Here is a 22540-nt window from a genome sequence, read left to right as displayed (position 1 = left end):
AATGCGCCGTAGCGCGGTCATTGCTGAAGTGTGGCCCGGGGCACCATTGGAGACTAGACGGTGCCGCGATGGATCGGGGATGCGGCATGGCGCCCCGGGCCACAGCTTTTGTATCCGCGCCATGGGGCGAACGGTTTAGGGCCAATTCGCATCGGTACTGCGGGGCGATTCAGCGGCCGGCCGGGCCGGGCCAGTTCAGCCCAGAACCAATTGTCCCATATGAACACCCAATCCCAAGCAAAAATTCTGACTGAAATAACACTTCATCCGACCTAAACCTTTTCCCCGTCCCATGGATAGGTAGATAGGCCGCTGCAAGAAAGCGGCGAACCATCGAACTATCTTGGGGAAGTCGGCATGTCGGCAGTGATTTCGGGTAACGGTCTGGGTCTGTTCAACGGCTCGGCGAGTCAGATCGGGACCGGTCTGGGCGGTGGCGCGCGGCTGGGGCAAGGTCGGGACAACCAGTACGTCAACATCGCCACCGGCAACCTGCTGCTGCAAAGCCAGGACGAGCAGTTGCTGTTCCGCGGCATGAGCATCGCCGCGCAGCGCACCTACAACAGCCGCGGCCTGCTGGCCGATGTCGGCGCCGACGCGTGGATCACCGGTTTCGAACGCCGGGTCGAGTTGCTGTCGGGCACGCTCAACGCCGCCGGCAGCGTGATGCGCCGCTACACCGGCGATGGTTCGTACCAGGACTTCGCGTTCGTCAGCGCCGACCTGTACCGCTCGACCACCGGCGATGGCGCGCACGACACGCTCAACCGCGACGGCGCGACCAGCACCTGGACCTGGGTCGAAGGCAGCACCCGCCGCGAGGAGCAGTACGCCAATCATGCCGACGCCACGCTCAAGGGACGGCTGACGCGGATTCGCGATTTGAAGTCCGATGGCGTGTCGGCCGCGACCTGGAATGTCGTGTACGACGCCAGCAACCGCATCAGCGAAGTGCAGGCGGTCGAAGGCGGGCCGCAGGAAGCGCTGATCTTCGGTTACGACGCCAATGGCCGGCTGAGCACGTTGTCGACCCGCATCAATGGCGTGGTCAATGAGCAAGTCACCTACGGTTACGACGGCTCGGGTCGGTTGAGTTCGGTGCTGGTCGACCTGACCCCGGCCGATGCCGCGGGCGATCGCGACGTCTGGGACACCAGCAACTTCGCCAACAACGACGGCTACCGTTTCCACACGGTCTATACCTATGTCGACGTCAGCAGCCTGCAACTGAGCCAGGTACGGCAGAGCGACGGCACGCTGGTCAGCTACACCTACGACGCGCAAGGCCGGGTGCGCACGCTGACCCGCGGCGACGTCAACACCGACGACAGCGACGGCGCCGGCCAGACCCTGACCTTCACCTACGACACCGCCAACCGCAGCACCGAAGTCGCCGACTCGACCGGACGCTCGTGGGGCTATGTCTACGACGCAGCGGGGCAGTTGATCGAAGTGCGTTCGCCGGCGGTGTCGGGCGTGCGCGACCTGACCCAGTACAGCTACGACGCCAGCGGTAACGTCACCCGGGTCAAGGCCGTGCGCGGCAGCGCCACCTTGAGCGAGACCGTGTACCAGTACGACGCCAACGGCAACGTGCTGTGGCAGTGGAATACCGTCAACCCCGCTTCGGGCACGGCAGCGACCGCGGTGCAGCGCACCTACACCGCGAGCAACCAGCTGGCCAGCGAGACGGTCTACACCGGCCTGGACGCCGACCGCGAACTGGGCGCGCAGGCACCCAGCGGCGGCCTGACCACCTCGTATGTCTACGACGCGCAGGACCGCGTGCGCTTCGTGATCGACGCGCTCGGCGCGGTGCATGAGTTCGAGTACGAGACCGTTGGCGCCGGCGCGGGCCAGGTGTCGAAGTCGCGCCAATACCTGGGCGCGGCCTACAGCGGCGTGATGACCCTGGCCGGATTGACCGCCTGGGCCACCACGGCGCAACGCGCGCAGAGCACGCTGAGCGAATCCAGTTACGACCTCAAGGGCCGGCTGTCGGGCACCAAGGTCTATGCCGCGGTCGACGGCTCCGGCAACGGCGTCGAAAACGACGCGACCGAGATCGTCCAGTACCAATACGACGCGCATGGACAGCTGACCCAGCGCCGCGCGCTGCGCAGCTCCACCGTCGCCGCCAACGACGGCCGCGACATCGTCCAGACCACGACCTATCTGTACGACGGCATGGGCCGCCTGCTGTCGGAAGTGATCAGCGAAAAGGTCGGCGCCGGCAGCGACGAGGTACGGCGCACGACCTCGCGATGGACCTACCAGGACTCCGGCGCCAGCGTGCGCATGGTGATCGAGGGCGGCACGGTCAACGACGGGGTGACCAGCAACGACCTGCTGCGGGTCGAAGTGCGCGACAAGGCCGGCCAACTGATCAGCGTCACCGATTCCGCATTCAGCGGCGGCGCGGCGCGGACGGTGTCGAAGAACTACTACGACACCGCCGGGCGCTTGCGCGCGAGCGAGGATGCGGGCGGTGCGCGCAGCTATTTCTTCTACGACGAAGAGGGTCAGCTGGCGGCCCAGGTCGATGAAACCGGCGCGGTGATCGAATTCATCCGCGACGACCTGGGCCGGGTGATCCAGACCAAGGCCTACGCAACCCGGGTCGATGCCAGTACGTGGTTGACGGCCGGCAAGGTCGTGCCCGCGACGGTCGCCGCGATCCGGCCGGCCGCGACCGCCGACGACCGGACGAGCACGAACACCTACGACGCACTGGGCCGCCTGCTCACCCAGAAATCCGGCAGCGACGGCGCGACCACCACCCACAGCTACGACGGCGCGGGCCGCCTGTTGCAGACGACCGCCCAGGACAGCGCCGGCAACACGCGCACGATCCGCTATTTCTACGACGCCAGCGGCCGCCAGACCGGCGCGCTCGACGCCGAAGGCTATCTAGTCGAACACAGCTACGACCCCGCCGGCCGCCGCATCGCCAGCAGGGCCTACGCGACCGTGACCGCGAGCGCGCAGCGCGCCGCCGGCACGCTCACTCAATTGCGCCCGGCGAACGCCGCCGCCGATCAACTCACCCGCTGGTTCTACGATGGCCGCGGCAACGTCGTCGGCCAGTTGAACGCCGAGGGCTACCTGACCGAGTTCGTGTTCGACGAAGCGCGCAACGAACGCGCGGTGCTGGCCTACGCCAAGCAGCTGACCGGCCTGAGCGGCAGCGAAACCCTGGCGACCCTGCACGCGTCGGCGATCACCGGCACGCTGCAGGAAACCCGCCGCAGCTACGACAGCCTGGGCCGGCTGAGCACCGAGCGCAACGCCGAAGGCACGGTGACCCGTTATACCTACGACGTGCAAGGCCACTTGGTCCGCAGCGAAACGGCGGCCGATACCAGCGAGGTGCGCGAAGGGCGCTTTCGCTACAACGTGTTCGGCGAACTGATCGGCGAGCTCGACGGCGAAGGCGCGATCCGCGTCACCGCCGGCATGACCGAGGCGCAACTCGACGCGGTGTATGCGCAGTACGGCGTGCGTCACAGCTACAACACCCTGGGCCAGCGCATCGAAAGCATCGACGCGGCCGGCAACAAGACCTGGTACTTCTACGATGCCAGCGGCCAGCCGACCTTCACCGTCAAGGGCGTGGCCAATGCCAGCGGCGTGGCGAATGCGCTAGGCGAAGTCACCGAGATCCGCTACAACGCCTTCGGCGAAGTGCGCGACACCACCAATTACACCGGCCGCATCACCCTAGCCACCGCCGGCAGCCGCGACAGCGCCGCCACCGCCATCACCACGCTGGCTTACGTGGCCGCCAGCGATAGCCGACGCAGCATCACCTACGACCAGCGTGGCCAGGTCATCGACTCGGTCGACGCCGAAGGCATCGCCACCCGTTACACCTACAACGCGTTCGGCGAGAAGGTCCGCGAAGAGCGCGCATATCCGATGACCGGTGCGCCGACGGTTGAATTCGAATACGACAAACGTGGCCTGCTGATTGCGCGTACCGACTCGCGCGGCCACGCAGTGCAGCGCGGCGAAGCGTGGACCTACGACGCCTTCGGCCGCGTGACCACGGCCGTCGATGCGCGCGGCATCGCCACGACCTACAGCTACGACCGCCTCGGCCGCCAGCTGACCGCAAGCCAGACGGTGATGGGCCGCCAGGAACTGGTCAGCAGCAGCTACGACGCCTACGGCCGCGTGCTGAGCGTCACCGACGCGATGGGCCGCACCACCACCAGCGCCTACGACACCGCCAACCGCACCACCACGATCACCACGCCCGAAGGCGTGAGCGTGACCACGACCTTCAATCGCCACGGCCAGCAGGTCAACGTCGCCACGCCCTTGCCCGGCGGCACCGTCGCCAACACCAGCTACCTCTACGACCGCGACGGCAACCTCAAGAGCACCACCGACGCGCTCGGCCGCGCCGATTCCAACGAATACGACGCGCGCGGCCTGCTCAGCGCCACGGTCGATCGCACCGGGCGCCGGGTCGAGCTGCGCTACGACGCGGTCGGCCGCCTGCTGCAACGGATCGAAGATCCCGCGGGTCTCGCGCTGACCACGACCTACCGCTACGACGGCCAAGGCCGCCAGAGCGAAGTCACCGATGCCAGCGGCCGCAAGACCGCCTACAGCTACGACCGCGAAGGCCGCCTGACCCAGGTCGCATTGGACCCGGCCGGTTTGAACCTGCGCACGGCCTACACCTACGATGCGCTGGGCCGGCAGATCACCGTGACCGAAGGCGCCGGGACCGCGCAGGCGCGCACGATCCAGTACGACTACGACGTACTCGGCCGCCGCACCGCCGAACGCCTCGATCCGTCCGGCCTGAACCTGATCACGAGTTACGCCTACGACGCCAACGACAACGTCGTGCGTCGCACCGACGCGACCGGCAACGTCACCCGGTTCTATTACGACGAAGCCGATCGAGTGATGTATACGGTCGATCCGCTTGGAGTGATGACGCGCAACTGGTACAACCTCGCCGGCAAGGTCGTGGCCACGCGCACTCTGATCGTCGCGACCGACGCATCGACCCTGACCGACGCGACTACCATCGCCCAGTTGGATGCGCGCATCACATGGAACTCGCTCGATCCGGGCAGCTACACCGTCTACGACCGCGACGGCCGTGTACGGCTGGTGCTGAGCACGGCCAGTACGATCCAGGAGTACAGCTACGACGCCGCCGGCCGAGTCTCGTCGATCCGCCACTATGCCGCGCTGTGGCCCGACTTCGGCACGACCATGCTCGGCAAGCTGTTCGACGGTACGGCGCTGCCCAGCGACTTCAATCTGGCGGCGCTGCGCAACGACGCTAGCGACCAGATCACCTATCAAGTCTTTACCTCGCTCGGCGAACTGCGCACCACCGTCGACAATGCCGGCACGGTGATCTCCTACGTGTACGACGCCGCCGGCCGCCAGACCGTGCATAAGCGCTACTCACGCGCGGCCCAGCTCAATCCGACCCTGCGCGCCAAGCTGACCGCCGGCACTGCTTCGCCGCAGGACGTCGTCGACGTCACCGCGGTCGACAACGCCGCCGACCTGGTCGGCTATACCACCTACGACAGCGCCGGCCGCGCGCACTTCAGCGTCGATGCCTATGGCGCCGTGGTCGAATTGCTGTACGACGCCGCTGGCCGCACCGTCGACACGCGCGCCTACGCCAGCGCGATCACCATCGACGCGACCCTCAAGGCGCAATTGATCGCCGGCGATCCGGCCGCTGAAGCGACCCTGCGCTCGCGCACCACGGCGATCGCCAGCGATGCGCGCGATCTGCGCAGTTACCAGGTCTACGACAGCGCCGGCCGCATCGCCGCGACCGTCGACGGCGCAGGCTACGTCAGCACGCGCAGCTACGATGCCGCCGGTCGCGTCACCATGGAGCGACGTCACGCGCAAGCCGCAACGATCAATGCCGCGCTATGGACCAAGCTGGCCGCCGGCACCGCCACGGTTGCCGACATCACCGCCGTCGCTGCCCAGAACGCCAGCACCGACGCGGTCGTGCGCCGCATCTACGACGCCGCCGGCCGCGAGCGCTACACCCTCACCCAGAACAGCGCCAGCACCTATCTGGTCAGCGAACGCCGCTATGACGGCGCCGGCCGGGTGATCGCGCAGTACCAATACGTCGTGCCGATCGCACTCGGCCCGGTGGCGACACCGGCCGACGTCAACGCCGCGCTGGGCGCGGCGGGCGCCTACGCCAGCGCCGACCGATATCGCTCGACCCAGTACGTGTTCGACGCCGCGGGCCGCGTGCGTTTCACCGTCGACGATCTCGGCGCGGTCAACGAACAGCGCTACGACGGTGCCGGCCGCCTCGTCGAGACACGACGCTACGGCGGATACATCTCCATCGTTACGCCGATGAACGAGGCCGCGGTGTCCGCCGCGGTCGCCGGCATCGCCGACGTGCGCAAGACCACGACCGCCTACGACGCGATGAGTCGTGTGGTCCGCGTCACCGACGCGCTGAACCAATACGAGGACTACACCTATAACCCGCTGGGCCAGGTCACCGCCTTCCGCAACAAGAACGGAGCCATCTGGAACTACGAATACGACGCGGCCGGCCGCCGCACCGCCGAGATCAGTCCGGACGTATGGCTCGCCAGCGTCGATTCGGCTGGCAACCACAGTTATGGCGTGCGGCGCGTCATCACCCGGACCGCCTACGACGCACTGGGAAATGTCGTCGCCCGAACCGAGAACGCCGACACCACGCAAAGCCGCATCACCCGCTACGAGTACGACAACCGCGGCAACCAGATCCGCACGATCTTCCCCGACGCCGGCAAGATCGATCCGGCCAACGGACAACTGGTCGCCTCGGGCATCCAGCCGACCATCGAAATCGTCTACGACGCACTCGGCCGCGCCGTGGTGCAGAAGGACGTACGCGGCAACTACAGCTACAAGGTCTACGACGCGCAGGGGCAACTGGCCTACGACATCGACCAGGAAAACTACGTCACCCGCAACAGCTACGACGGTTTCGGCCAGAAGACCCAGCTGCGCCGCTACGAAGCACGCCTCAACACCGCCGCGATGGCGGGATGGGCGGTAGGCCAGCCGATCACGCTGGCGCAGATCGAAACCGCCGGCGCGGTCGTGGCCGGCGCGCAGGACCGCACCATCACCACGCGCTACGACCAGCGCGGTCTCGCCGTGCAGATCGAACAGGCGCAGGTCACCTACTACACCGCCGCCGGCGCCGCCGCGACGGGCTCGCCGACCGTGCGGGTCGAGTACGACGGCTTCGGCAACAAGGTCAAGGAGTCGATCCTGCTGCAAGGCACCGCGGGCCAGGCCGATGCGCGCTGGGCCGACAGCTACACCTATTACGACCTGGTCGGCCGGGTCACGATGACCGTAGACGCCGAAGGCTACGTCACCCGCACCCAATACAACGCCACCGGCGAAGTCACCGAAACCGTCGAGTTCGCCCGCGCCGTGTCGACCATCGGCCTGACCACGCTGGCACCGCCCAACCCGCCGCCGGCCGGCGACGACGTCAGCGGCTACGATCGCGCGATCCGTTACGGCTACGACGCATTGGGCCGCAAGTCGATCCAAGCCGTGGTGCGCCACTTCCAGCGCAACGACGGCAGCTCCGGCGTACGCGATGTGTTCACCCAGTTCCGCTACAACGGCGAAAACCGCGTCACCGAAGTCATCGACGATACCGGCATCACCAAGACCGACTACGACTCGCTCGGCAACGCGGTCAGCGTGACCGAGCCGGTGCGCGCCGTCATCAACGATACGACCTTCTCCTTGCTGGGCAGCGGCACCGATCGGGATTTGACGACGTCGTGGATGTACGAATACGTCTCCCCGTTTACCAACATGATCTACGACGCGTTCGGCAATATCGTGCTGACGCGCCGGTTCGCCAATGGCAAGAATGCCGCCGGGAACGTAATTGCGGACGACAACAAGGACCAGATCGATCGTGTCCGCTACGACTGGCAAGGTCGCGCGGTCGCTACGATCAACAGCAACGATCAGAGCACGTATAGCGACTACGACGCGGCCGACAACGTCGTCCATCGCTGGACCGTCCTGTCCGGCAGCGAAGCCACCTACGACGTGCGCGTCCACTCGTGGTACAGCTACGACAAGGCCGGTCGCCAGACCGGCAGCAGCCAGACCCGCGACCTGCTCAACGGCCTCGGCTCCGGCACCGACACGTCCGAAGCGGTGGTCTACAACGCATTCGGCGAAATCGTCCAGAAGACCTACGCGGGGATCCAGGGCACGTTGAACTACGGCTACGACGGCGCGGGCCGTCTGGTCACGTCTAACGAAGCATTCGTGCCCAAGAACTTCGGCTACAACCTCGCCGGACATCAAGTGCGCGAAACCCACGTGGTCGCCACGTCCGACGGACAGAAAGTAGACGCGATCACCTGGAACACCACCGATCGCCTGGGCCGCACCACCGCCACTCGCCTGCCGTCGCACACCGCCGACCCGAACGCCACATCCAACATCCAGCAACGCCTGGACCGCTGGGGCAACGTGCTGGAAGTGATCGACGCACGCGGCTACCGCACCAACTACCAGTACAACGAAGCCAATCAGGTCGTGCGCGACGAGCGCCCGATCGTCCAGGTCGTGTCCGATACCGGCGCGGTCAGCTGGGTGCGCCCGGTCAACCAGTGGTTCTACGACGCGCTCGGCCGCCTGATCGGCACCCGCGACGCCAATGGAAATACCCGTACCAACGAATACGATGCGGCCGGGCGCCTGATCGCCACGCGCGACGCGCTGGGCCAGACGACCCGATTCGCGTTCGACGCGCTGGGCAACCAACGCATCACCCAGAACCCGCTCGGCTACCTTACCTACCAGGACTACGACCGCCTGGGCCGCGTGGTCGAGATCGGCGACTACCTTGCGAACGGCGCTGGCGGACGCACGCGTTCGGCGCTGCAGCGTTATGTGTTGAACCAGAACGGCGACCGCGTCCAGGTGTTCGACGCGCTCAACAATCTGGCGCGTTACGAGTACGACAGCCAACACCGGTTGCTGCTGTCGCGCACGGCGATGGGCGTAGGTACCGGTTACGTCTACGACACGCAGGGCCGCAAGATTTACGAAACCCTTTGGTCGATCAATGCGGCGACGATCGTCGATCGCGATGGCGAGACGGTGCGTCTGCATCAGTTGTCGTGGGACTACGACGTCTACGGCCGTCTGACCGACCACAACAACCTCAGCGGCCGCGATTTCAACTACGCCTACGACGCCACCACCGGACAGATCACCGCCGAGACCCAATCGGGCGGTCCGGCCGGGGATGCCATCCGCTACACCACCTACTACGCCAATGGCCTGATCAAAGCGCTGCATGAGAACGGCGCCGCCCCGACTTATCGCTACGAGTACGACGCCGCCGGCAATCGCACGCTCGAAGAAATCAACACCACCGACGCCGGCGGCAAGGTCGTGCATACGATCACCCGCACCTGGTACGACAGCAACAACCGCGTCCAGCGCGTGGTGCAGGACGACCTGTCCAACGGCGCGGCCAAGCGCGCGTTCGACCTGACCTACAGCTACGACGCCGTCGGCAACCGGCGCCGCGTGCAGGCCTCGGCCGGTTACGGCGCCGACTCGGCCGAAGTGCCCGCGATCAACACCGCGCCGCAACTGGTGCAGTCGCCGCCTTCGCGCTCGGTCCACAAGGGCGCGACCACCGAGTTCGCGCTGGTGTTCAACGAGATCTTCCTCGATGCCCAGCAGGACCCGCTGACCCTGCAGATCAGCCTCGCCGACGGCAGCCCCCTGCCCGCGTGGCTGACCGCGCGGCGCGACGCCGCCACCGGCCAGATCATCTTCACCGCCCAGCCCGCCGCCAACGCCGCCGACCAGGACCTGTCGATCCGCCTGCTCGCCTCGGAAACCGGCAACCCCGGCAATGCGGCCGCGACCACGTTCACCCTGTACGTGCGCAGCAACGTCGGCCCGCAAGTGTTCAACACCGCGCCGGAGACGATCCCGGTCAAGGTCGGCACGAACCTCACCAAGACCCTGCGCGCCAGCGATTATTTCTACGACCTCGACATTGGCGACCAGCTGCGGCTGAGCATCGACAACCTGAGTTCGCTGCCGGCTTGGTTGCAGATCGATCCGACCACGATGCTGCTGCGCGCCGACCCGACCGCGGTCGGCGTGTTCGCGGTGATGCTGCGCGCGACCGACCAGAACGGCCTGTCGGTGGTCAAGACCATTCACGTCAACGCCGCCGCCAACAGCGCGCCGACCGGTCCGTCGCCGCTGCCGGCCGTGGCCGCGATGCACAACAGCGACTTCAGCTGGTCGAGCCCGCTGGCGCAAGTGTTCACCGACCCCGATGGCGACAGTTTCACCGTCACCGCCAGCGGCCTGCCGGCGTGGCTGTCGTTCCAGCGCATCGACAACCCCGCGCGCCCGGAGCTGCGGCTGATCGGCCGCGTCCCCGGCGACATTCCGTCGGGCACCGTCTACACCGTCAGCTTCACCGCCACCGACACCAGCGGCGCGGTCAAGACCACGACGATGGCGATCACCGTGCGCGCGAACAACCAGGCGCCCAACCCGCCGGCCACGTTCTCGATGCCGTGGGCGGCGGTCGGGCATGGGTACAGCTATCAGCTGCCGGCCTTCACCGATCCCGAAGGCGATGCGATCACCTACCAGCTGACCGGCCTGCCCGCCGGGCTGAGCTTCGACGCGCAAAGCCGCACCATCAGCGGCGTGGCCAGCGGCGCGAGCAACGTGCGCCTGTACTACACCGCCACCGATGCGTTCGGCGCCAGCAAGATCATCGACTTCGGCTTCGGCAGCTACGTCAACCACCCGCCGGTCGCCTCCTCGATCCCCAACCAGACCGCCGGCGTCGGCACCGGCTTCGCCTACCAGATCCCCGCGTTCACCGATGCGGGCGGCGGCCAGGTCGCCACCTACACCGCCACCGGCCTGCCGCCGGGCCTGAGCATGAGCAGCACCGGCGTCATCAGCGGCACGCCGAGCACCGCCGGCAGCTACACCGTCACCGTCACCGGTTCCGATGGCTACGACTCGGCCTCGACCAGCTTCGTGATCACGGTCAATGCGGTCGCGCCGCCCAACCGCGCGCCGATCCGCAACTACACCCCGCAAGACGTGAGCATGTCGATCTCGCCGAGCGAAGGCGCCGCGGGAGAAGCCAGTTGGCCGGTCGATGCCTTCGTCGATCCCGATGGCAATCCGTTGAGCTATCAACTGATCAACTCGCCGAGCTGGGTGTACTACAGCTACAGCAGCGGCACGTTCGGCGGCCACCAGTTCAATCTGTACCCGCCCGGCCAGAACGGAACCTACACCGTCACCGTGCGCGCCACCGACAGCTTCGGCGCGTCCGTCGACATGAGTTTCGTCGTCCGTGTCCACTACAGCCCCGGCGGCGGCGTACCGCTGTCGCAACCCGGCGGCCCGGCGCAAAGCAGCCTGAGCTTCGACATGGCGCCCGAGTCCGAGAGCGCCGCCACCGCAACCACCGCCAGCGCCATGGCGAGCACGCCCACGCCGATCGACGTGCGCGACTACTGGTTCACCTACGACGCCGAGAACCGCATCGCGATCAACAACGGCCGCATGGTCAACGGCCAGATCGTGCTCACCGAGCAAGGCGGCGACTCGTACCAGTTGGGTTACGACGCCGCCGGCCATGCGGTCACCCGCACCTTCTACCGCTTCAACAACCTCAAAGTGCAGCGCAGCGACTACGACCTGCGCGGCAACCGCACCGTCGAGTTCCAGGAGCAACTGGCCGGCAGCAGCTACTTCGGCGGCATCAATCGCGTTTTCAGCTACGACGCCAACAATCGCCAGCTCGGCAGCCGTACCTACATTGCCGCGGGCGATACCTACACCTACACCTCCAATCCCGGCGGCATCCACGAAGAATACGAAACCTACGAAATCGGCGGCTGGCTCTCGCAGGCGGAAAACTTCGCCTACGACGCCGACGGCCGCCTGATCTACCAGGAACAATGGACCCGCAACGGCGACCTGGCCAACTGGGTCCGCCAGGCCGCGCGGAATAACGAGAACGGCCGCCAGGCCACCGACACCAGCGTGCTCGACGTGCGCAAGAGCCGCGTCGACTACCTCGACAACAACAATCAGAGCACCTACGACGGCTCCGGCAAGGCCACGAGCTACCGCACCTTCGCCCCCGGCTACATGCACACCTACACCGTCACCTACGAAGGTTGGGAGAGCTACCAAGAAAAGAGCGTCAGCGGCTCCAGCACCGACAACAACTACAAGGCCACCACCAACACGCTGAGCTACGACGCCTACGGCCGCCTGATCTCGCAGGTCGAAAACACCCGCCTGAAGAACGGCACCCTCGACGACCGCGTGCGCTACTACGCCTACAACGGCGACGGCCAAGTGCAGACCCGCCGCGAAGGCACCCTGAGCAACGGCCAGTTCACCCAGACCGGCACGACCAAACCGAACTACCTGTTCGCCTACGCCGGCGGCCAGCAGATGGCGCAAGTGCGCGAAGGCGCACTCGGCATCGTCAGCCTCAACGGCATGGGCCTATACGAAGCCGGCGGCGGCAAGGTCACCGCGCTGGCCGGCGAAAGCCTGCGCGACCTGGCCCGTCGCGTGTACGGCAACGAACAGCAGTGGTACGTGCTGGCGCAGGCGAACGGCTTGGGCGATCCGGATCAGGAGATCGGTGGCGGTTTGCAGTTGGAAGCGCCGAACGTTGATGTCAGTCGCAACGATGCGGGTACGTTCAAGCCGTATAACCCGTCCGAAGCGATTGGGTCGACTACGCCGAGTTTGCCCCATATACCGCCGCCGAAGGCCGCCTGCAGCAGCGTCGCCAAGGTGATCGTCTTAGTCATCGTTGTAGCCGTTGCTGTCTTTACGGGCGGCACCATCCTGGCTGCGCTGCCTACAGCAGGCACGCTAGGACTAGGTACCGCCATGTTCATTGGCGGCGTCGCTGGTGCAGCTGGCGCTCTGGCTGGCCAAGCCGCCGGCAGCTTCATGGGAATATCCAGTTTCAGCTGGCGGGCGGTTGCGGCCGGAGCAATTACAGGCGCTATTACAGGCGGCATTGCCGAGATCGCTGGTGGAGCCGCTGCAGGATTTGGTAGTACCGTCGATGGCGCAGAGCAGGCGGTCAGTGCAACAGCTGGATTTGGCAGAGTGGCCGCTCAAGCCATCGGTAATCCGCTGGCAGCGTATGCCGGTGACAAGATTGCCGGGCTGGATACCAGCTTCAGTTGGCGAAATATCGTTGCAGGTACCTTTACGAATCTGGTCGCATCTTATGCAGGTCCGGCAATCAGCGATCGACTCAAACTTAATTCGAACTTCAGCAGAAGCTTTACCAAAGGCATGACCGCGGGTGTGGTCAGCGCCGCAACTCGCAACGTTATGGGTATCGGCGATGGGGTCGACCTGCGTTCAATTGTCACCGACGCCTTCGGCAATGCGTTGGGCAGCATGATCGGCGATGCCAGCGCCGTCGCGTACGAAGCAAGCGCGGCGGGCGACAGCGATAGTTCGAACTGGGAAAGCTCGGATTCGTTCTCGACTGAGTCGTGGTTGAATGAGCCCGATTACGCTTCAAGCTGGGATGGCCTCGGACTGGCGCTTGGGTACGGCTTCGAGACAGGCAGCGGCTTGAGCGGTATGGCCGGCTCCACCGTGCAGAACAGTCGCTCTCTCGCGTCCGGCTATGTCGTTGGTGCATACGAGAATGGCGCAGAGAATCTCGACCGTCTGGTGGTAACGACCAATGAGCATTTCAACCGATTCTCCATGGACCTGTGGGATTGGACCACCCGCTACAAACAGACCGGGCTGACCGCCGCCACTTACCAAGGGGTGGCTGGGATGGTCAATTACTGGGCCGATAAGACCGCCTCGATGGCTCCAGCGTATACAGAGTGGCTCCACAGCGCAGCACCGATCCGCATCGGCGGCGGTCCTGTGGAGAGCCAGAATACGCGGGATGCGCGTGGCTTCGAGCAGAGCAGGAACAACACCAAGGAGTATTACGACGGATTCCGAGGTTCGATTTTGGGGGACTTGGGGGCCAACGCCGGCACCATCTTCAGTCACGCCGGCATCGGTATCGCGCAAGGCGCCAATTCCGTCTACAACCTCTTCACCGACAAACGCTCCCGTGATGAGGCCATTGAAGGTGGGGTGCAAGTAGCTTTCAATCCGGGCGATACGTATTGGAAAGCGGTTGGCCTCACTTCTGACTTCATGGGCATGTCCTCCGACGACCAGTGGCGCATTATCGGCACCGGTGCGGTGGCCTTTGTCGCGACAGCAGGCCTGGAGGGCTTGGCCGCGAAGGGCGTCGGCATGGGCGGTCGAGCGCTGACCGGAGCGGTGGATGCGCTCGATGCCGCTTTCGACACGGCCAATGTTGCCGACCGCACTGTCTCCAGGGCATATCAGCGCGCACAGATTCTGGCTAACATAAGGAAGATTCGGGAGGGCAATCTATCAAGCGACTTCGCTGTCCATATCGTTAGCGAGGAACGAGCCCTTGCAGACATTGCTGTACGAGCAAGTGGCAACGCTGACATTTCGGGAGAATTGTTGACCGTGTCGGGTGCGAACGACCTTACGCAACTTATGCGGAAAGGCGGTATGACCAAAGAAATTCACGGAAGGATAGACGAAAGTTTTGTTGATCTTCCGGCGGCAGAAAAGGTGGCTCAGTCCTTCAAGAGCATCGAGCGTGTCTTCGGGAAGAAGTACTCCGACAAGATTTATGAGATCTATAGCTCAGCCCGACACAGCGATTTCGTGGATGGTGATGTGATGGGGGAATTCGAAGTGAGAGGCAAAAGTCCGGCGATTAGCATCGCGAGTAATTTCGGAAATGCCGAACTCCAAGGACTCACAATATTGCACGAAATCAGGCACTTGCGCCATTTCAACAAGGTCATGAAAAAGAGTTTTACCCCGGCTGGCGTAGAGATGAATAGCGCCACCAGAAATCTGGCATTTCATCACGCAAAGAAGTACTGGAACAACCCCACCAATATAAGCACATACGAAAAGGAAGTTTTTGCGGCTTCGACCAATCAGTGGCAAGGGAAGCGATTTGGCTTGACGCCTGATGAAATATCGATATTCGAAAGATACATGAATTACAATCGGAAGCAGTTACACGCGTCGAAATCAAAAAGGGGGTTGTGATGCTACAAGTCAAACGAGTGGACGGCTTCGACTATCGTGCGGGAATTACCGAACTTCCGCTCTTGGTCTCGCTACACTTCAGCGATAAGATGGAAATAGCAAGGACCATCGATGTCAATGTTGTCTATTTTCAGGCGGTCGATGACGAAGGTCCGTCTTTCGGTTTTAACAGAAGTACGTTGACTTCTCCGAAGGCATCGATAGACGTAGGCCCTGATCGAACACACGATATTCTGGTTGATGCCCTGGCGGGAGAGGATGATCATGATTATGTTGAGGCCGGAAGCTACGACCTCACTATTCAGGTCGTGATCTATAAAAAAAAGGAAAATGGTACTTTTGAACCAGTTACGCTCGCGGCGAAAACTTTGTTCACGATAGAGTGAAGGAAAACAGGGGTCAGAGTGGACTTTCCATTCCACTCTCCGAAACAGGGGTCAGAGTGCACTTTCCAAGCTCTATCGAGCCTTAGACGGACGCCCGATCTTTGCCGGACCTGCGCGCCGCTGCAACTGGGTTTCGATCATGGCTCGGAACCGGTCAGTACCGAGTGCGTGTTGGCGCTGCAGTCGCAGCCGAATAAGCGCCACTTCGTCTGGATTTAGTATCTCTGCAACCAAGCCCAAAACAGGGGTCAGAGTGGACTTTTCGCTCCACTCTCCGACCCCCAGCCGATTCTTGCACGGACGCCCTGAAAATAGGCGTCAGAGTGGACTTTTCATTCCACTCCCCGGCCCCGGCCGATCTTTATACGGACGCCCAATCTTTGCCGGACCTGCGCGCCGCTGCAACTGGGCTTCGATCATGGCTCGAAACCGGTCAGTACCGAGTGCGTGTTGGCGCTGCAGCCGCAGCCGAATAAGCGCCACTTCGTCTGGATTTAGTATCTCTGCAACCAAGCGGGCATAAGCGTGTTGACGATATGCGCTGCCCGTACCCAGCGCCAGATAGGTGGGATGCGGAGTGAGCAGAGCACTGGATTGGCCAGACGCATTCGCGTGATAGCTGGACCAGCGATAATCGCCTGGTGTGCTCGCCATCCCTGCACGCACGGGATTGAGTTCTATATACCGATAGCAGTGCAGCAAATAGCTATCTGTGTCGACAGGGCACGCCTTGTACCGCCCTTCCCACAGGGTACCGGTGCGAGGATAACGATCATTAACATAGCGGACATAACGTCGTCCCAGCGCCTGCATGATCGCACTTACCTGCCCCGCCTGAGATGGCGTGAGCAACAGATGGACATGATTCGTCATCAGCACGTAGGCGTGAATCGCGCAGCCGGCCCGCGTGGCCAGTTCGCGCAGTTCACTCAAATAGCGAAGGTAATCTACGTCCTGGAAGAAACACGGACGTCGATCGTTACCGCGTTGAACGACATGTTGCGCGATGTGGGGCGCATCAATTCTAGGCTGTCGAGGCATACTGTGCTTCCTTGCGGGGGACAACACACAGCCTGTTTAGCTTGGCGCCGACCACCATCGGTCCATTACGGATACGGGGCTAAGGAAAGCGCACTCTGCCCCCCTGTTTCTGACCCCTGTTTCTGAATGCCGGCGCCGCCAGATTGGTTAATCGACCTGATGAGAAAGAAACCATGACTCAAGTGGAAGACGCGCTTAATAACTACCAAAGCCTCAGCGATTACGATCGCGACGGGTTATTGGATCTCATTTACAGAAGAATTGAACGGGGCGACTACGAAGAATTAGAAGTAAACAATTTAATATTGAAATTAGACGATCTGGTGATCAACGGAGAAAACCCTGATATTGAATACAGTTATTTTATGGTCCTCGGCTTAGCGGCGACACTAACTACGGCTCAAGCTGTTGCTATAGCCATAACAACGAGGAGGCTTGATAAGCTACATCCAGATTCACTTTATCAAGCCTTGGAAATAATTTCCGAGTCCGACAAAGCGGATAAATTAATAATATTATCCAAGTTCACACACCACAAAGAAGAGTCAATCAGCAATTTAGCAAATAAGCTATTAAATCAAAATAAACATGATCGCTAAAAATGGAGCAGAGATTTCCAAAACACGCAAAACAGGGGTCAGAGTGGACTTTACTTGGAAAGTTCACTCTGACCCCTGTTTTGGGCTGTCGAGGCATACTGTGCTTCCTTGCGGGGACAACACACAGCCTGTTTTAGCTTGGCGCCGACCACCATCGGTCCATTACGGATACGAGGCTAAGGAAAGTGCACTCTGACCCCTGTTTCTCAGCCGGCCCGCGTGGCCAGTTCGCGCAGTTCACTCAAATAGCGAAGGTAATCTACGTCCTGGAAGAAACACGGACGTCGATCGTTACCGCGTTGAACGACATGTTGCGCGATGTGGGGCAGATCAATTCTAGGCTGTCGAGGCATACTGTGCTTCCTTGCGGGGACAACACACAGCCTGTTTTAGCTTGGCGCCGACCACCATCGGTCCATCACGGATACGGGGCTAAGGAAAGTGCACTCTGACCCTGTTTCTGAAAAAGGCAGCGAAACAATGAACAACACGACAAACACCAAGAAAACAGGCGCATTTATATGCTTTTCATGTTTAAAAGAGTCCACAGATCCTAAAATATGCAGCAACTGCGGCGAAAAAATTGAAGAAATAACTCTTGAAAACTCCTTTTTTCTGCCGCCGCAAAAAATAAGCTATAGCGTCCTTCTCTCAAGCATATCTGAGAGCGAGATCATCCAAGCCATTAAGTTTGTGGAAAACAACTTCTCTCAAACATTTAAATATGAAAAAACAAATAATCGACTCAATATTGAATCAACCGATATAGCTCTAACGAAATTGACTGAACAGATTGAATCGATGAAGGGCATTTCCCAACCGGATGTTTTCTCCAGGTTTATAGAGATAAATAACGCAAATAATTCGTAGCAAAAGAGTGCATCTTCCAGCCGTTAAGCTATCTGCTCCATCAAAATGTGAGCCGCTCCATGGCGGCGATGCCGATAAAAACACGGAGCAGAGTGGACTTTCCATTCCGCTCCAAACAGGGGTCAGAGAGTACTTTCATATTCACCCTCCGAACCAGTCGAACCTTAGACGGACGTCCAATCTTTGCCGGACCTGCGCGCCGCTGCAACTGGGCTTCGATCATGGCTCGAAAGCGGTCAGTACCGAGTGCGTGTTGGCGCTGCAGTCGCAACCGAATAAGCGCCACTTCGTCTGGATTCAGCATCTATGCAACCCCAAGCACGCATAAGCGTGTTGACGATATGCGCTGTCCGTACCCAGCGCCAGATAGGTGGGATGCGGAGTGAGTAGAGCATTGCAAAACAGGGGTCAGAGTGGACTTTACTTAGAAAGTCCACTCTGACCCCTGTTTTGCAAAGAATCCGTATTCGATTTTGAAAAGACCGGCGAATATCACATCATATCGAGCACAGGCAAGAGTCGAGATATTTCAAAATTAATGAGACGCCTCTCCAAAATATTACAGCAATCCCATTGACCCCCAGCAAGAATGGGGGCAGCAAGGGGCGAAACAGAACCGCAAACACAGGCCAGGGCGACTTTGCTAAACAAGTACACGCCGCCCCTATTTTCAAGGCCCAAGGAAGCGCGCCCTGCCCGCTTGCTTCACCGCCCCTTGCTTGTCGCAAAATTCCAGAGCTGATATATGTTTGAAAAATTTGATGAATACATCAGCAAGGATTGGGGCATAGATTACTGGTCGGACGTTGGTGTCGATGATGCTGCCCGGATTTTAATTTGCTTCGACGATGAAGACTGGAGCGCATTGGCTGGCAACCTTCCGTCCCGGCCCTTTTACTGGTTGAAAAGGTGCGCTGAGGTACTGGGTCAATTGCCTTGTGACAAATCGCTCAGTGGATTGGTCCACATTGCATTGATGGATGATCATGAGGCCGCTGTCGCGGCTCTTGATTCCTTGAGGGATTTTGAAGCCGAGGGAGTGTCTCTGGCAGGGCATAAGAACATTCTCATTGAGAGAATAGATGCGCTGATCCCGCATGCGGACCCGATAGAGCTAATCGTGCTTCATATCTTCAGGAAAGATCTCTTCGCCTGATGTCTCGGCAAAATCATTGTCCGCAAATATCGATATGTAACTTACCAAGCCTGGGCGCATCGATAAATTCCATGCCTCAAATAAGCGAGTAGATTCATGCTCAAGGAAAAAATAATCTCCGCAGGCCTTGACATCAAACGCCCCATACTTGGGTTGAGCGACGAGGAGATCGAGGAAATAGAAAGGCATCAGGCAGTGAAGCTTCCAGCGCAGTACAAATTATTTCTTAAGGAATGCGGGAAATCGGCAGGCCTACTCTTCAACGACGTTGATTTTTCTTTCCCTTCGTTAAAATACCTAAAGCAAGAACTTAAGGTTGCGATCGAAGAGAATGGCGCCGACTTCCTTATTGCTGACAACGCTTTCGTTTTTTCCGCCTATCAAGGATCGCAATATCTTTATTTTATTTGCGACCAAGACGACCCGCCTACTTTCAGGGTTTATGACGATGGCACGGTCGAATCCGGAGCTGACTCCTTTTCCGAGCTCATTGAGAAGGTCATAGAAGATTGGCGCTCGACTCTTTCAGACGAGCACTTGCCTGAAATTGAGAAGAAAGCGTAATAACCGGGCAGCTTGGCATTTGGTCTTATCCACGCCGCGGACGAGAACTGTCGTATAGGCGCAGTAATCGGCCGAAGGCTGCGCGAGCCCCTCAGCCACGCGCGCGATGCGCCGATTGCCGACCGCAAAGCTCCGAACCTTGCGCGCAAGCTCGCCGGCCTGATCGCAAGGCTCCGAGGCTTGCGATGGCAAGGCAAAAAGCGTCGTGCGCCGGGCTCGCGACTTCGCGGGCCGAGTTCAGAGCTGCGCGCGCAAGGTTCCCAGCCCGGTCGCAAGGCAAAAAGCTTTGCGAGCGCAAGCCTCCGAGCCTCGGGGGCGGAGCTTTTGGCCTTGCGGTCGGAGCATGGGGCTGCGATCGCAAGGTTCCGAGCTTTGCGATCGCGGTTGCGCGCTCGGCGCTTGGCCTCTTGGGGGCTGACCGCGAGCCTTCAAACGCGGGGCGTTGGGCGATGTAAGGCTCCCACCGCCGTTGTCGGTACGCGCGGGGCCTGATTTCGTTCAGGCCTTGGCCAAAACAGCGCGTGCGCGGGCATTGGCGCCTTGCGTGCGTTCGCTTGCTCGGTGCGGCCGCCGTCGCGGTCGACGACGGCCGGGGCGCGACGGTGTTACGCCGGTCGGATCGCCTTGAGGCTGCGATCCATCTGCTCGGCCCATAGCCGGAAGACTTTGGCCAGGGCGCGGCGGCGGGATTGTTCGGCCTTGCGGGCCTTCAGGGTCGGCGGCGTGGCAGGATCGATAGTTCGCGCGAGACTTATCAGCTCGTCGTGGAATGCCCGCAATTCTAAGAATGCATCGACGGGTAATATCAGTTCGCCCACACACGTAGCAGGCGGGGTCTTGCGAGACATAAGCAGTGCTCCAATCCGAGACTTGTGGTCCGCGCCGCGCGCAAGCGCAGGCGGAAACTCCACTCATTTCGGAGGTGGGACCGCTATGTAAGGAGATTCTAGGCTCCGAGGCAAAGATTGCTACCGCCAAATCGGCGTGTCAACTGACCCATTAGGCGTTGTCGCCGCGCAATGGACCGCCACCGGATCGATAGCGATACTGCTTTCAAATGAGCGCACCACTCTTCCCTTCACGCAAGAGCCGAAACCCACCATGGAAACTACCGCTGAAGTGCTCGATCCGACAATCAACTGCGCGATCGTCAAATTGTCAACGCGCGCCTTCCCCGGCGTGCTATTGCAGGGCGACACGTTATATAGCCTGTATCGCGGCGTGCAGAAAACCCTCACGACACTGAATCCGGATGAACAACCAGAGGCTTATGACGAGCTCGAATTCGTTGTCGATTCGCTGAAAGGTTATTTGGATTTGTACGAGAGCGTTCTGACCCGCAATGGCTATTCGCTTCCCTACTTCTAGGGCCGGACTACGGCATGTTGTTTGCCAGAAATCGTTATGCAAGCCCTTCGACAAAAACCCATGCGAGAACGAGCAATGTTCATCGGCGTCACAGTGGACGAGGCATCGCTTCGCTTCTCAAGGAACGTAACCGGCACCGTGTTCTTCGAGTTCGGCGCGTTCCAATTTCCCGAGCGGAACTGGAATGACTTCGTCGTCGTCATTCTCGGCTGGTGGCTCGATGCAACGACAAAGCTCATGTCAGCCGGCGAAGGCGAAACCGAGCTGTATTTCATGGATGGCCCCTACTCATTGCGGATAACCATCGTGGGCGACTCTTTTATAGTCAGGCGCGGACGCGATGACGTCGCAACGGAAGCCGAGTCCTTCGAGCTGGAAGTCGATGCATTGGCCTTTCTACAAGCGATCCGCGATGCATCAAAGTCAGTCCTTTCGGCTTGTGCGAGCCGAGCTTGGGCGACCGCGGACATTGAAGCGTTACGGCTTAAAGTTTCGCGATTGGATGCGCGGCATTGATACGGGCATCGAGTGATGCTCTGGGCGACCATGACGACCTTGAAGTCGTACACTGCGCCCGAGTCTTCAGTGGCCGTAATTGGCCCGATCGCTATGAACCTGGTTGAAGCGCAGAGGGAAGTCGCGCGGCTGGATGGGTTTCTTTACGGAGCCGCAGCGATGGTCGGATGTATCAGGGGATACAGTGGCTCCGCCTATCTCATCGAGGCTAGGGACGACGCTGGTATCGAACAGGCCTTGAAGGGTTTCTACACCTGGAACCCGACCTTGGCATTCGATGGCGTCGAACGCCTTGAACGTGGTTTGGGCAGTCTTGAGTTCGATATCAGGCCGTTTATTGTCAGGCAGACGCCTCGGACCAGCGATGTCGATCTGTCGGATTTGCGGGCCTATCTGTCGTTCAGAGTGATGGACATGCTTTCGCTGATTCTGGATGGAAGACGGCATTTCGAGGTTTTCAGGCTGAACTCCGCGCCCAGGCCGGCAGCGTCTGAATGCGTGTTTTTCTGTATCAAGGCGGATGCTGCGTGGGTGGTGCTGCAGTTCAACGATGACATTCCCTACCTTGAAGGCTTGGCCCGAGAGACGTAAGGCGGGTCGTTGGAATGCGGTTGAAGGCAGTGAATGCGCGGCGCTGCATGACGAGTGATGCTCGTGGCCGATGTATCACGCACGAGCACAAGTGACGACGTGGTTGAGGTGTCGCGGTCGCGGCTTGCGCCGCTCCTACAGGGGGCGGGCGTCGTTGTGGAGCGATCTGGCTAGCTGCAAAAGAAAAGGGCGTCCTTGCGGACGCCCTCTTTTGACTCATGTGT

General features: G+C 61.1%; 11 protein-coding genes. 9 read left to right on the top strand and 2 right to left on the bottom strand.

Annotated elements, in window-relative coordinates; genetic code table 11:
- Positions 1-357 precede the first annotated feature (357 nt).
- Together KME82_RS06725 and KME82_RS06720 are read left to right on the top strand one after the other, a co-directional pair.
- On the top strand, positions 358-15225 hold the full coding sequence (locus KME82_RS06725) for a putative Ig domain-containing protein (RefSeq protein ID WP_215497836.1): 14868 nt from the start codon (positions 358-360) through the stop codon (positions 15223-15225).
- Entirely contained in the window at positions 15225-15611 is a 387-nt protein-coding gene (locus KME82_RS06720; protein ID WP_215497835.1) for a hypothetical protein, read from the top strand. The genes KME82_RS06725 and KME82_RS06720 overlap by 1 nt, the downstream gene beginning before the upstream one ends.
- Before the next feature lie 318 nt (positions 15612-15929).
- On the opposite strand, the gene KME82_RS06715 is transcribed toward KME82_RS06720, so the two are convergent.
- The gene (locus KME82_RS06715; protein ID WP_215497834.1) at positions 15930-16652 is read right to left on the bottom strand and encodes a transposase; all 723 of its coding nucleotides are present in this window, start codon (positions 16650-16652) and stop codon (positions 15930-15932) included.
- 173 nt (positions 16653-16825) lie between these two features.
- On the opposite strand from KME82_RS06715, the gene KME82_RS06710 reads away from it, so the two are divergent.
- The 4 genes from KME82_RS06710 (at position 16826) to KME82_RS06695 (ending at position 19841) form a co-directional block, all read left to right on the top strand.
- Positions 16826-17251, top strand: coding sequence for a hypothetical protein (locus KME82_RS06710; protein WP_215497833.1), 426 nt, complete (start codon positions 16826-16828; stop codon positions 17249-17251).
- Positions 17252-17692: 441 nt separating this feature from the next.
- Entirely contained in the window at positions 17693-18121 is a 429-nt protein-coding gene (locus tag KME82_RS06705) for a hypothetical protein (RefSeq protein ID WP_215497832.1), read from the top strand.
- Positions 18122-18866: 745 nt separating this feature from the next.
- The gene (locus tag KME82_RS06700; RefSeq protein WP_215497831.1) at positions 18867-19277 is read left to right on the top strand and encodes a hypothetical protein; all 411 of its coding nucleotides are present in this window, start codon (positions 18867-18869) and stop codon (positions 19275-19277) included.
- 96 nt (positions 19278-19373) lie between these two features.
- Positions 19374-19841, top strand: coding sequence for an SMI1/KNR4 family protein (locus KME82_RS06695; RefSeq protein ID WP_215497830.1), 468 nt, complete (start codon positions 19374-19376; stop codon positions 19839-19841).
- Between the two features lie 605 nt (positions 19842-20446).
- On the opposite strand, the gene KME82_RS06690 is transcribed toward KME82_RS06695, so the two are convergent.
- Positions 20447-20689 carry an XAC0095 family protein gene (locus tag KME82_RS06690; protein WP_215497829.1) on the bottom strand — a complete coding sequence of 81 codons (243 nt, stop codon included), beginning with the start codon at positions 20687-20689 and terminating at the stop codon, positions 20447-20449.
- A 253-nt stretch (positions 20690-20942) separates the two neighbouring features.
- Between KME82_RS06690 and KME82_RS06685 the strand changes: the two genes are divergently transcribed.
- From KME82_RS06685 to KME82_RS06675, 3 genes are all read left to right on the top strand, one after another.
- Entirely contained in the window at positions 20943-21209 is a 267-nt protein-coding gene (locus KME82_RS06685) for a DUF6959 family protein (RefSeq protein ID WP_215497828.1), read from the top strand.
- 75 nt (positions 21210-21284) lie between these two features.
- A complete protein-coding gene (locus tag KME82_RS06680) occupies positions 21285-21725 on the top strand; it encodes a hypothetical protein (RefSeq protein ID WP_215497827.1) in 441 nt (146 codons plus the stop codon).
- Between the two features lie 93 nt (positions 21726-21818).
- Positions 21819-22316, top strand: coding sequence for a hypothetical protein (locus tag KME82_RS06675; RefSeq protein WP_215497826.1), 498 nt, complete (start codon positions 21819-21821; stop codon positions 22314-22316).
- Positions 22317-22540: the final 224 nt, after the last annotated feature.

Origin of the sequence: Lysobacter capsici, from assembly GCF_018732085.1 — a bacterium.
In the GTDB taxonomy this organism is placed as follows: Bacteria; Pseudomonadota; Gammaproteobacteria; order Xanthomonadales; family Xanthomonadaceae; genus Lysobacter; species Lysobacter capsici_A.
Note: the sequence above shows the minus strand (reverse complement) of the source record. Positions and strands in the feature narration are given on the sequence as shown.